Raw genomic sequence first — 12,313 nt, forward strand, 5'->3', positions numbered from 1 at the left:
GCAAAAGTCGGGTTCCCTGAGGCTTGGAGAGCGGCGCCCCTTTCCCTATAGATGCGGCTTCATTTCCCGCGCAGCCGCGCAAAAATTCCCGCCGGAGAAATTCCATGCACAAACGCCGTCTCGGTCGGACCGATCTTCTTGTTACCCAGATCTGCCTGGGTTCGATGACCTGGGGCCAGCAGAACACCGAGGCCGAAGGCCACGCGCAGATGGATCTGGCTTTTGAGCGTGGCGTGAATTTCATCGACACCGCCGAGCTCTACCCGATCCCGCCCAAGGAGGAGACACAAGGGCGGACGGAGAAGTTCATCGGCAGCTGGATGAAGGCCAAGGGCAATCGCGACAAGGTCATCCTCGCCTCGAAAGTGGTCGGCCGCACCGCCAACCGCTGGTTTCGTGGCGACCGTCCATCGAAACTCGTGCGCGCCGACATTTTCGACGCCATCGATAAATCGCTGGCCAAGCTCGGCACCGACTATCTCGATCTCTACCAGATCCACTGGCCGGAGCGCGACATCCCCTGGGGCGCTAACCCGACCCGCGTCGGCGCCACGGCGCGTCGTGCCGACGCCGTTGGCGCGCCGGCCGGCGAGACACCGATTGCCGAGACGCTGGCCGTCTTCGACGAGCTGGTGAAGGCGGGAAAAATCCGCCATCTCGGCCTGTCCAACGAAAACTCCTGGGGCGTCATGCGGTTCATCGCCGAGGCCGACAAGGGCGTCGGTCCACGCGTCGTCTCGCTGCAGAACGCCTACAATCTCGTCAACCGCACCTTTGAGGTGAACCTCGCCGAAGTCTGCGACCGCGAAGAGGTTGGCTTTCTCGCCTATTCGCCGCTGGCGCAAGGCTATCTCACCGGCAAATACGACCATGGCGCGCGCCCGCAAGGTTCGCGCTCGCAGCTGTTCAACCGCGGTCAGCGCTACGAGACGCCGAATGCCGCGGAGGCGCAGCTCGAATACAACGAGCTGGCGCGCTCCTTCGGCCTGGAGCCGGCGCTGTTTGCCAATGCCTATGTCGCCAGCCGGCCTTTCGTTACCTCCAGCATCATCGGCGCGACGACGATTGCCCAGCTTGAGATGGCGTTGTCTTCAGCCGACGTGACCTGGACCGACGAGATGCAGAAGGGTGTCGACGCGATCCACCAGCGCGTCGGCAATCCTTGCCCGTAAGTCGGACGGAATTACCAGCAAGACAAGGGGAAGGGGACAGCCATGGATTTTCCGATCGACACCGTCAGGGGGAAATTTCCGGCGCTGGACCTGACCGACAAAGGCCGCCGGCGCATCTATCTCGACAATCCCGCCGGCACGCAGGTGCCGCAAGCGGTTGCCGATGCGGTGGCGCGCTGCCTCTTGACCACCAACGCCAATCTCGGCGGCTATTTCGAAACCACGCTTGCCGCGCAAAAAGTGGTTGATGACGCGCATTCGGCGATGGCCGATTTCCTGGGTGCTGCGAGCGTTGAGGAAGTCATCATCGGCGCCAACATGACGACGCTGACCTATCACATGTCGCGCACGCTTGGCCGCGATTTCAAGCCGGGCGACGAGATCATCGTCACCCGCATGGATCACGAGGGCAACGTCTCGCCCTGGCTGCAACTGGCCGAAGACATTGGCCTCGTCCTGCGCTTTCTGCCGTTCGACGAGAACAGCTGGCAGGTCGAGGAGGCGGCGCTGGTTGCCCTGTTGTCCGACAAGACGCGGCTGGTTGCGCTCAACTACGCCTCTAACCTCACCGGCTCGATCAATCGGGTCAAGGCGCTGACGGCAATCGCCAAACAGTCCGGCGCCCTGGTCTATGTCGACGCCGTGCAGTTCGCGCCGCATGGACTGGTCGACGTGCAGGATCTCGGTTGCGATTTCCTGGTCTGCTCGGCCTACAAGTTCTTCGGCCCGCATATGGGCATTCTTTGGGGCCGTCATGATGTCATCGACGCGCTGCAACCCTACAAATGCCGCTGCTCCTCCAACGGCCTGCCGGAGCGTTTTGAGCTCGGCACACCGCAGATCGAACTGATGGCCGGGTTGACCGCCGCAGTCGACTACTTTGCCGAATTGGGTGCTGCGGCCGGCGAGGGCGGTTCGCGCAGACGCAAGATCGCAAAGGCGTTCGAAGTCTCAATCGCCCATGAAAACCCGCTGGCGCTCAAGCTGATCGAAGGGCTGTCGGACATTGAGGGCCTGACCATCCGCGGGATTACCGATCCCGCACGTGTCAACGAGCGCGTGCCGACGGTGTCCTTCACCGTCGACGGCATCGTGCCGGAAACCATCGTGCGACATATGAATGCCGAAAACATTTTTCTATGGTCGGGCCACAACTACGCCTGGGAGATCGTCCATCAGCTCGGCATTCCGGCCGAGCAAGGCGTCGTGCGTATCGGCATCGCGCACTACAACACGGCAGCCGAAATCGACGAGACGCTGGAAAGCGTGCACCGGATCCTCGCCATGCTGAGGCAGCAGCGAAGCTGAATTAGCGCTGCTTGCCGCCGAAACCTGTGAGGAAGGCGGTGAGGTTGTCACCCAGCGCGTCGCACAGATAGCCGCCTTCCTGGACGATCACCGTCGGCAGGCCGAGCTTGGCAATCGCCTCGCCGATGCGCGCGAAGCCGGGCGTGGTCACCGAAAGCCCGCCGAAGGGATCGCCCTCGAACGCGTCGAGGCCCAGCGCCACGACCAGCGCGTCCGGCGAGAAGGCGCGGATACGCTGGAACGACACCGCGAGTGCCTCCAGAAAGGCCGCGTCGGCGGATTTTCTTGGCAAAGGCAGGTTGAAATTATAGCCGAGACCCGGCCCTTCGCCGCGCTCGTCAGCATGGCCCCAGAAGAACGGATAGAAGCGCACCGGGTCGGCATGCAGCGACACGGTCAACACGTCGGGCCGGGCATAGAAGATACCTTGCGTGCCGTTGCCGTGATGCAGGTCGACATCGAGGATCGCTACCCGCGTGGCCTGCTTGCGCAACACCTGTGCTGCGACCGCGGAATTGTTGATGAAGCAGAAGCCGCCGGCGACATCGGCAAAGGCGTGGTGGCCGGGCGGCCGGCAGAGAGCATAGGCTGAAGACGCACCTGCCATGACGGTTTCAACTGCCTCCACCGCGCTCCAGGCGCTCCACAGCGCGCTCTGCCAGGTCTCGGCCGAAATCGGGCAGGCGGTGTCGGCCATGTGGTAGCCGGCCTGGCCGACCGCCGAGGCGGGATAGGACCCTGTGCGGGCAATCGGGTGGATGTTGGGGATCACTTCCGCCGAAGCGCCTTCAATGCGCTGCCAGCGTGCAAAAATGTGTTCGAGGAAGGCTAGATACTCTGGCGTATGCACTGCCGCCACCGGGCCGAGGCCATGATCCCTGGGCTTTTCAATCGTCAATCCAGCGGATTTTGCGCCGGCTAACAATCGCTCCGCGCGTTCCGGCTGTTCGGGATTGGGCTGCTGTGCGCCGCTGGACAGAAAGGCCTTCGGGTCGTGGCGTTTCTGCTCCTCGGCAAAGAAGGCTTTCATTCCGTTTCCCCGTCCTGCACGGCATCGGCAAAGGCAAAAAACGCCTCGCCGACGATTTTTTGCGTCTGCTCGTAATGCGCCCAGCCAATGCCGAGCTTCTCATAGAAGGCCTTGGCGCCGCCATTGTCGGTGTCGACCGACAGCCTGAGATAGACGCCGCCATTCCTGCGGCAGTCGCGCGCGACCCGGCGCAGCAGCTTTTCGCCGATCTTGCGGCCGCGAAAGCGATCCTCGACATAGAGGTCCTGGATATAGACGCCGGGTCGGCCCATCCAGGTCGAGAAGATCGGAAAATGCAGGCACAGCCCGGCAAACTCGCCGCCGACTTCGGCGATAAGGGTGGAGAAGGCGGGTCTTTCGCCAAAGCCATAGCGGCGGAAATCCTCGGCGGTGGAGGTGATCTGCTGATGCCCGCCGGTATTGGCGCCGAAGCGCAGAAGCGCGGCGTGGATGGTGTCGACGTCGTCGATGGTGCCGGGGCGGAGCATGGTATCGCTGGTCTGGATCTTGTCTGCCATGGATCAGGCCGCGGTTCCGGCTGTACCGTTCAGGAGCTTGTCGAGCTCGCCGATAGTGTCTTCAGAAAAAACGCGAATGCCGTTCGCTTCCAGAAGCGCAGTGGTCGTGCCGTGGCCGGCCACACGTTTGCCCGAAAAACTGCCGTCATAGACGAAGCTTGAGCCGCAGGAAGGGCTGCCGTCGGTAAGAACCGCGTAGCGACATCCTGTTTCCCGGGCGAGGTCGAGCGCAATCTGCCCGGCTTCGAGATAAAGTGCCGTTACATCGTTTCCCGTCTGTTCGACTACCTGGCCTTGGCCGTGCAGCACAGCACCGGCTGCGCCGCGAATTTCTGCCGGGGGACGCGGCGTGGAGAAACCTGCGGCAACCTCCGGGCAAATCTGCACGACCCGGCCTTCCGCCTGCCACCGCGTCAATACGGGATGGTTGTCGAGACGGTAGGAGCCGTTGTAGCGGACGTGGCTGCCGAGCAGGCAGGCTGAGACCAGAATCTTTTCCATGTCAGCCTCCTTTTACCACGCGATCCCGTGCAAGCCCTAGAAGGCCACCCGGTCGCCACCCTTCAACGCCAGCATGTCGCGCGCCTCCGCCGGTGTGGCGACGTCCAGCGACAGGCCATCGAGAATAGCGCGGATGCGGCGCACCTGGTCGGCGTTGGATTTCGCCAACTGGCGGCCATCGTAGAGACTATCCTCCAGCCCGACGCGGACATTGCCACCCATGGCCGCCGCAATCGAGATCAGCGGCATCTGGTTGCGGCCGGCGGCGAGCACCGAGAACTGGTAGCTGTCGCCGAACAGCTTGTCGGCGATGCGCTTCATATGGATGAGATTGTCCGGGTCGGCGCCGATGCCGCCCAGAATGCCGAGCACGAACTGGATGAACAGCGGTCCGGACACCAGGCCGCGGTCGCGAAAATGCGCCAGCGAATAGAGATGGCCGACATCATAGCATTCGAATTCAAAACGCGTGCCGCAGCCCTTGCCGAGTTTATCGAGCACCGTCTCCATGTCGGCAAAGGTGTTCTTGAAGATGGTGTCGCGGGTCGCTTCCAGCAGCTTCGGCTCCCACTCGTGCTGCCATTCCCTCGGTCTGTCGAGCATCGGGAACAGCGCGAAATTCATCGAGCCCATGTTGAGCGAGCACATTTCGGGTTCTGCGCGCAGCGGCGCGGCCAGCCGCTGGTCCAGCGTCATCAGCGACGAGCCGCCGGTGGTGATGTTGATCACCGCATCGGTCGCTTGCTTGATGCGCGGCAGGAATTGCATGAACACCTCAGGATCGGCCGTCGGGCGACCGTCCTTGGGATCGCGGGCGTGCAGATGCAGGATCGAGGCGCCGGCTTCGGCTGCCGCGATGGCGTCTGTCGCGATCTGGTCCGGCGTCAGCGGCAGATAGGGCGACATGGACGGCGTGTGCACCGAGCCGGTGACGGCGCAGGTGATGATGACTTTCCTCGTCGCCATTTTTCGCCCCTCAGCCTTCGACCGGCAGGTCGAGTTCGGCGGCCAGAACTTCCAGCGAGTCGCCGATGATGGAAATGATCTCACCCACCTGTTCAGCGGTGACGATCATCGGCGGCGCTACCATGAAATTGTCGCCGTCGACGCCGCCCTTGACCCTGCGCCCATAGATGATCAGCCCGCGTTCATAGGCAAGGTCGAGCAGGCGCTGCGTGGCTTTCTTGCCCTGCTCGATCGGCCGCAGGGTCTCGGGGTCGGCAACCATCTCGGCGCCGGTGAGCAGGCCTTTGCCGCGTACATCGGCGATGAACGGAAAACGTTTCGCCAGCCCTTTCAGCCCATCCATCAGAACGTCGCCCATGGCGGCGGCGTTGGCAATCAGGTCGAGGCGGTCCATCTCCCCGAGCACGGCAAGGCCTGCGGCGCAGGCGAGCGGATTGCCGGCGTAGGTGTGGCCATGCTGGAACCCGCCCGATGCCAGCAGCGGCTCGACCAGCCGCATTGGAGCGGCGAGCGCGCCGAGCGGCGCATAGCCGGAGCCTAGCCCCTTCGACAGCGCGACGATGTCGGGTTTGCAGTTCCAATGGTCGCCGCCAAGGAATTTTCCGGTGCGCCCGGCGCCGCTCATCACTTCGTCATGGATGAGCAGGATGCCGTAGCGGTCGCAGATCTCGCGGATGCGCGGATAATAGCTGTCCGGCGCCACCAGGGCGGATGTCGCCGCACCCCCGATCGGCTCCATGATGAAGGCGAGCACGCTCTCTGGCCCCTCGGCCTGGATTTTCTCCTCCAGCATGTCGGCATAGCGGATGCCGCGCTGGTCCATCGAAAGGTTGTCGCGGTCGCGCCACGCTGTCGGCGCCGGCACGGTCGGCATCACCCGCATCATCGGTGTGAAGGTTTCGGCCAGCGCGTCATCGCCGGTGATCGACAGCGAACCCAGTGTGCCGCCATGATAGGAGGGAAAACGGGTGATCACCTTCCAGCGCTTGGGCTGACCGGTCGCGACCGCCCATTGCCGCGCCAGCTTGATGCAGGATTCCGTCGCCTCCGAACCGCCTGACACAAAGAAGATGCGGTCCATGCCTTCCGGCAATTTGCCGGCGAGTTCGCGCGCCAGTTCCTCCGCCGGCTCGTTCTCGAAATGCAGCCGGTAAGCGAAGGTGGCGCGGTCCATCTGCCGCTTCATGGCGTCCAGCACGTTGCGGTTGGAATGGCCGATATTGGCCACCATCGGGCCGCTCGACCCGTCGATGAAGCGGCGGCCATCCTGCGTCCACATATAGATGCCTTCGGCGCGGTCGATCAGCGGCCGGCGCAGGCTGGAGAGATAGAACAGATGCGAGGGCGCGCGCGCTTCTGATACGGCGGTGGAGGGCTTCGGCATGTCAGGTCTTTCCGAGATAGCGGTCGAGAACATTTCTGGTCACGCGTTCGACCATCGGGTCCTGCCTGAGCAGGCCGGCAACCCATTCGCAGCTTCCGGCGTGAAAGATCTCGCCCTTGCCGCGCGGGAAAATGACGATCATGCCGTTGCCGCGTTTGACCTTTTCCAGATTGGCGTCGCTCGCCTCGCCGAACAGCGTTTCGGCGGTGAAGCGGCCGTCCTCGTCGCCGAGGAACTGGTCTTCGAACGGAATATCGGTGCTTTCCTCGACCTGGCTTGCCATGCCGACCGCTAGCACCTGCAGGCCGTCGGGCGCGCCGCTGTCCGATGTCGGGTAGGGCAGGCCGCCGCGGATCTCGAAATCGAGCCCGTCGACCTCATAGCCATAGACATGGCTGTCGGCGCCGAGCAGGTCGCCATAATAGATGCCGGTGCCGGCAAAGGCCCAATGCTCCGGACGGTAGACCGGAAAGCCGCGCACGCCGCGCGGCGCGCAACCGCCCCAGCCGGCATAGACGCCGCGTGTTGCGTTGAGGCCGAAGGTCAGTGCACCGGGACGGCCGATCTCCGGCGCTTCCCAGGAATTGGTGGCGCGGGTGACGTCACTGCGATAGGCAGGGTCCTCGGCGCGTGCGCGATATTTGTAGCAGACCTGCCGGCGGCCTTCGTCCTCCAGCCTGGTCTGCCACATGAAATTGCCGGCAAAGCGCGCGGCGTGGCCGCCGCGTGTCACATAGGCATCGACCGCGTCGCGCATTTCCCAGGTCCAGTATTCGTCGTGGCCGACAAAGGCGACGCAGTCATAGCCGTCGAGAATTTCGGGCGCGAAATGCAGATCGTGCTGGCTGGCGAGATCGACGCCGTAGCCGGCGCGCTCGGCAAAGCGGAAGAAGTGGCTGTCATAACTGGCCCAGCCTGACGAGGTGTATTTCTTCGAATGCCCCGTGGCGAACGCCCATTCCATATGGGGGTAGCGCGGCACCGTTTTCGGCGGCACCGCGACCTCCAGCGGCACGCGCGGCGCATCCTTGGGCAATACGACGAAGCCACGGCACCACGGCCGCTGTGTCGACACCATGCGTGCATACTGGTCCCGGCCCGGCCCGGTGATGCCCTGATAGGCATTGGAGCCGCCCCAGGTGTTGTAGGAGAGCCAGGTGCCGGTCGCTGCTACCTGCAGCACCCGGCCGGGTTTCTTGCCGGGCAGAGGGACGACGATGATGAGGTGGTGGCACTGGATAGGCTTGCCGTCGCGGCCGTCTGCCGTCAGCGTCAGCCGGTAAGCGCCGGACGGCCAGTCATCGCCGATGCGAAAGCCGAAAGACGCTTCCCAGCCGCAGCCTTCGACCGAGCACTGGTCGGGCGTGTCCTGCCAGCGCGCCGACAGACCCGTTTGCTCGAAGACCTTGGTTTCAGCGCCGCCGTCTCGAACGACGACAATGCTGAAGCGCGGCACTGTCGAACTGACGTGGAGCGTTACAATCTCTCCGGCGTGGTAGGAGAAGCGGTCCGAATAGCACCAGATCTCGCCGCGCGCGCCATCCATCCCCGGCCATTCGTAGTAATGGCCGCGCACCGCCTCGCGGCGCTGCTCGGGCGTCAGTCCGAAATCGGGAAACTCGGTCGGCAGATGGGTCATGGACACCGGAAACGTGACAGGCCGCCATTTCGGCTATCTCCCGGCCAAGCGTCAAATGGAAACGATCGGGCCAGCAATTGCTTAGCCGCCCTTGGCCGCACCCGGCAAACCGACTATCTCAGGCGAGGCGGTATTTTCCGCCTCGGGAGCCGGCATGCTGAGAGTGCAGAAGGTCAAGGTCGACGACATCTACGTGCCGACGGCGCGCAAGAAGACGCTGCATCCCGAAACGGTCCGGCATCTGGCCGAAGACATACTGGAAAACGGCATGAAGACACCGATCCAGGTCCGCCATGACGGCAAGCGTCATATCCTGGTCGAGGGCCTGCATCGGCTGGAAGCCGCCAAATGGCTCGGCGAGACAGAAATCGACGCCTATCTGGTGCAAGCCAAGCGCCACTGAGGCGCACCCTCCGACCGATCAACAACAGCCGGCCGATCGTCGTTCCGCAGATTTTTTCGCGGACCGTGTCGGCATGTGGCGTGCTCGCTCGTCCTTGGGGCATAACCCAAATCCAGCCCATGAAAACGAGGAGATCCCATGACCGCCAAGCTCGACGTCGCCCCCACCAACGATCGCGAACTGGTGCTTGCCCGCATCATCGATGCGCCGCGCCAGAACGTTTACCGCTGCTGGACCGAGCCGAAGCTGGTGACGCAGTGGTTTGCGCCCAAGCCGTGGACGACGCCGCGCGCCGAAATGGATGTGCGCAGCGGCGGCTCCACCCTGGTCGTCATGGCCGGTCCCGACGGCAACGAGTTTCCCAATCCCGGCGTCTTCCTTGACGTCGTCCCCGGCGAAAGAATCGTCTTCACCGATGCCTACACCAGCGCCTGGGAGCCGTCCGAAAAGCCGTTCATGACTGTCGTGCTGACCTTCGAGGACGAAGGCAACGGCAAGACCCGCTACATCGCACGGGTCAGGCACTGGAGCGCTGCCGACCGCGAGCAGCACGAGAAGATGGGTTTTCACGAGGGCTGGGGCCAGTGCACCGAGCAGCTCGAAGAACTCGCCAAGAGCCTTTGAATACCTTTTGACCCGGACACCGGAGGAGACTGACATGTCCAGATCGACCCTTTTCGCCATTCTTGCCTCGGTCGCTGCCTTGTTGGCAGGGCCCGGCCCAGCCAATGCAGAGGAGACCAAGCCAGCCATGACCACCGAAGCAACAGCCGTGCCGAAGCCGGAAAAGTCCGGCCTGCTGCCGATCGACGGCCTGAATTACTACTACGCCGTCTACGGCAAGGGCGAACCGCTGCTTCTGCTGCATGGCGGCCTCGGCACGTCCGATATGTTCGCACCGCTGCTGCCGAAGCTGGCGGAGGATCGCACCATCATTGCCGTCGACCTGCAGGGCCATGGCCGCACCGCGCTCGGCGAACGGCCCTTCAGCCTGGAAGGGATGGGCGACGACATGGCTGGCATCGTCAAGGCGCTTGGCTACGACAAGGTCGACGTGCTCGGCTATTCGCTGGGCGGCGGCGTCGCCTTCCGTATGGCCGTCCAGCATCCCGAAGCCGTGCGCCGGTTGGTTCTGGTTTCGACCGGCTTTTCTCCCAATGGCTTCTATGACGAGATGCGTCCGCAGCAGGCCCAGGTGAGCGCGGCGGCGGCCGATTTCATGAAGGACACGCCGATGTACAAATCCTACGTCGCCGTCGCGCCGCGTCCTGACGATTTCCCGAAACTGCTCGACGCGCTCGGCAACTTCATGCGCAAGGACTATGACTATTCCGCCGATGTCGCGAAACTGAAGATGCCGGTCATGCTCGCCTATGGCGACAGCGACATGTACAAGCCCGAGCACGAGATCAAGTTCTACCAGATGCTCGGCGGCGGCTTGAAGGATGCCGGCTGGATGCGCGAGAACCTGTCGCAGAACCGGCTGGCAATCATTCCCAACCGCACTCACTACGACGTCTTCTTCGCACCGGAATTGACGGCCGCGGCGCTGCCATTCCTCAACGGCGAAACCAAGGTAAAGACCTGGGACGAAGTCGTCAGCGAAACGAAATAGTTCTGTCGAATTTTGAAGCCGGCCGTCTCCAGCGAGACGGCCGGCTTTGTGCCTACGAAGCCTTGGCGCGGCGCGGCTCACGCAAATGCTTGATGCCGCTCATCTCGACGAAATTCGTCGCCTGTTCCCAGAGATAATCGCCATAGAGGAACGGCTCGAACGGGGCAGCACCCGCCAGCGGCAGCGGCGCGATCTCGGCATCGACACGCGGCTCGTAGAAGAAAGGGATCGAATAGCGCGCCGTCTTCGGCGCGATCACCCGGTGCCGCGTCGCCCGCACCCTCCCACCGGTCCAGCGCTCGAGCAACTGACCGAAATTGACCGCCAGCGTGCCGTCGGCCGGCGGCACGTCGATCCATTCGCCGGCAAGGTTTTTTGCCTGCAGTCCCTCGACGCCGTCTTGCGCCAGCAAGGTGACGAAGCCGGAATCGGCGTGCTCGCGTCCGATGATGGTGCGCGTCTCGCCCTTGTGGACGACGGAAAACTCCGGCCCGCTCAGATCGACGCCGCTGCTGGCATCGCGCAAGGGATAGCGGATCAGCCGCAGCGTCGAGATGCCGCCGTCGAAATCCGCGTCGAAGATTGTCTCCGGCAGGCCGAGGCCGCGCGCGATCGAGCGCATGAGCGCATTGGCGAGCGCTTCCATGGCCAGATAGTACTGTGCGGCCGCCGCGCGCCAACCAGGCAGCACGGCTTCGGTTGGCAATGGCGTCGGCTCGCGCAGAGGATCGTCCGCGTCGCCGGCGCCGGCGGTTTGCGCATGCGCAATGTCCGGCCCTATGTCGATGCCTTCCTTGTAGGAGACGGCAGTCGGCTGCAGCGGGAACCAGCCGCGATAGACGTTCTTTTTGGTGCGGTCGAAATTCCAGCGCAGCAGCTTTGCCTTCTCGGCGTCGGGCAAGGCGAAGATGTTGAGCAGCTTCGCCCGCTTGTCGCGCGTCAGCCAGTCGTCACCCGGAAAATCGCGGATCGCCATGAAGCCGATGCCGGAGGCTGCGGCCATGATCCGCGCGTCGGTACGCTCGCGGCCGGGCGAGGGCGGCCCGAACAGATCCGCGACGGCTATGGTTTCGATGTCCTGTACCATGATTTCCTCCCGGTCGATCCCAGGGCAAGCAGGCGCGGCGGCCGGCCGGGTGTCAATCCTTCGCCGGTATCTGAGGTTGGGCCAGTGGCGGTCCATCGGTCGTATCAAGGCAATCGATCGCGCCATCAGGGCTTTTCAATTGACCGAAATGTGCCTGTCGTTACCTTACAAGCACCTTCAGCGCGACGGGGTTCAGGTGATGGCGAAATATCAGGGCGGGTGCCTGTGCGGGGCGGTGCGCTACGGCACCGAGGCGGCGCCGGTCAACCAGCGCGTCTGCCATTGCCGGCGCTGCCAGAAGGTGATCGGCGCGGCCTTCAACGCGCGTCTGCTGTTTCGCATCGACGACGTCACCGTCGAGGGGCACGTGGCGACGGTCAACACCTCGCCGGATCTCAAGCGCGGCTTTTGCGCGGCCTGCGGCACGACGCTGTTTTCCAGGCGCGACTCCGCCGGCATGGTCGGCATCACCACCGGCTCGCTCGACGATCCCTCGCTGTTCAAGCCCGAGATGCATATGTGGACCGCCTCGAAGCAGCCCTGGCTGCGGCTCGATGACGGCCTGCCGCAACATGAAGGCGCGCCGCCTCCGAACTGACGCCGGCCTTACAAAAAATTAAGCTCGAAAACACGACATAGCCGGCAAAGCGTCATTGGCGGGCCATGATTGGCTGCCTATTTATCGGCTGC

At 63.6% G+C, this 12,313-nt stretch carries 13 protein-coding genes; 6 read left to right on the forward strand and 7 right to left on the reverse strand.

The window, feature by feature from the left end; translation table 11 throughout:
- Positions 1-104: 104 nt before the first annotated feature.
- Together AC1DZ8_RS16665 and AC1DZ8_RS16670 are read left to right on the forward strand one after the other, a co-directional pair.
- The gene (locus tag AC1DZ8_RS16665; RefSeq protein WP_477303967.1) at positions 105-1,172 is read left to right on the forward strand and encodes an aldo/keto reductase; all 1,068 of its coding nucleotides are present in this window, start codon (positions 105-107) and stop codon (positions 1,170-1,172) included.
- Between the two features lie 42 nt (positions 1,173-1,214).
- Complete coding sequence (locus AC1DZ8_RS16670; protein WP_477303969.1) at positions 1,215-2,480, forward strand: cysteine desulfurase-like protein; 1,266 nt, start codon at positions 1,215-1,217, stop codon at positions 2,478-2,480.
- Between the two features lies 1 nt (position 2,481).
- Here the strand turns inward: AC1DZ8_RS16670 and AC1DZ8_RS16675 are convergent, their stop codons facing one another.
- From AC1DZ8_RS16675 to AC1DZ8_RS16700, 6 genes are read right to left on the reverse strand one after another with little or no spacing between them, the layout of a single operon-like run.
- Positions 2,482-3,510 carry a histone deacetylase family protein gene (locus AC1DZ8_RS16675; RefSeq protein ID WP_477303971.1) on the reverse strand — a complete coding sequence of 343 codons (1,029 nt, stop codon included), beginning with the start codon at positions 3,508-3,510 and terminating at the stop codon, positions 2,482-2,484.
- Entirely contained in the window at positions 3,507-4,028 is a 522-nt protein-coding gene (locus AC1DZ8_RS16680; RefSeq protein WP_477303973.1) for an N-acetyltransferase family protein, read from the reverse strand. The genes AC1DZ8_RS16675 and AC1DZ8_RS16680 overlap by 4 nt, the downstream gene beginning before the upstream one ends.
- Positions 4,029-4,031: 3 nt before the next feature.
- A complete protein-coding gene (locus tag AC1DZ8_RS16685; RefSeq protein WP_477303975.1) occupies positions 4,032-4,529 on the reverse strand; it encodes a 2-thiouracil desulfurase family protein in 498 nt (165 codons plus the stop codon).
- Between the two features lie 36 nt (positions 4,530-4,565).
- Positions 4,566-5,495, reverse strand: coding sequence for a 3,5-dioxohexanoate:acetyl-CoA acetone transferase (gene kce / locus AC1DZ8_RS16690; RefSeq protein ID WP_477303977.1), 930 nt, complete (start codon positions 5,493-5,495; stop codon positions 4,566-4,568).
- A gap of 10 nt (positions 5,496-5,505) precedes the next feature.
- Positions 5,506-6,879: an aminotransferase family protein gene (locus AC1DZ8_RS16695; RefSeq protein WP_477303979.1), complete on the reverse strand. Its 1,374-nt coding sequence runs from the start codon at positions 6,877-6,879 to the stop codon at positions 5,506-5,508.
- Between the two features lies 1 nt (position 6,880).
- Complete coding sequence (locus AC1DZ8_RS16700; protein ID WP_477303981.1) at positions 6,881-8,518, reverse strand: N,N-dimethylformamidase beta subunit family domain-containing protein; 1,638 nt, start codon at positions 8,516-8,518, stop codon at positions 6,881-6,883.
- Between the two features lie 154 nt (positions 8,519-8,672).
- Here AC1DZ8_RS16700 and AC1DZ8_RS16705 point away from each other — a divergent pair, with 154 nt between their 5' ends.
- From AC1DZ8_RS16705 to AC1DZ8_RS16715, 3 genes are all read left to right on the forward strand, one after another.
- Positions 8,673-8,921 carry a ParB N-terminal domain-containing protein gene (locus AC1DZ8_RS16705; protein ID WP_008875526.1) on the forward strand — a complete coding sequence of 83 codons (249 nt, stop codon included), beginning with the start codon at positions 8,673-8,675 and terminating at the stop codon, positions 8,919-8,921.
- A gap of 138 nt (positions 8,922-9,059) precedes the next feature.
- A complete protein-coding gene (locus tag AC1DZ8_RS16710) occupies positions 9,060-9,545 on the forward strand; it encodes an SRPBCC family protein (RefSeq protein WP_477303983.1) in 486 nt (161 codons plus the stop codon).
- 34 nt (positions 9,546-9,579) lie between these two features.
- Positions 9,580-10,536 (forward strand): alpha/beta fold hydrolase, encoded by a 957-nt coding sequence (locus AC1DZ8_RS16715; RefSeq protein ID WP_477303985.1) that lies wholly within the window; start codon positions 9,580-9,582, stop codon positions 10,534-10,536.
- Positions 10,537-10,588: 52 nt separating this feature from the next.
- On the opposite strand, the gene AC1DZ8_RS16720 is transcribed toward AC1DZ8_RS16715, so the two are convergent.
- A complete protein-coding gene (locus AC1DZ8_RS16720; protein ID WP_477303987.1) occupies positions 10,589-11,623 on the reverse strand; it encodes an isopenicillin N synthase family dioxygenase in 1,035 nt (344 codons plus the stop codon).
- 199 nt (positions 11,624-11,822) lie between these two features.
- Here AC1DZ8_RS16720 and AC1DZ8_RS16725 point away from each other — a divergent pair, with 199 nt between their 5' ends.
- Entirely contained in the window at positions 11,823-12,221 is a 399-nt protein-coding gene (locus tag AC1DZ8_RS16725) for a GFA family protein (protein WP_477303989.1), read from the forward strand.
- Positions 12,222-12,313: the final 92 nt, after the last annotated feature.

The organism is Mesorhizobium sp. P2_F7 (assembly GCF_056403695.1).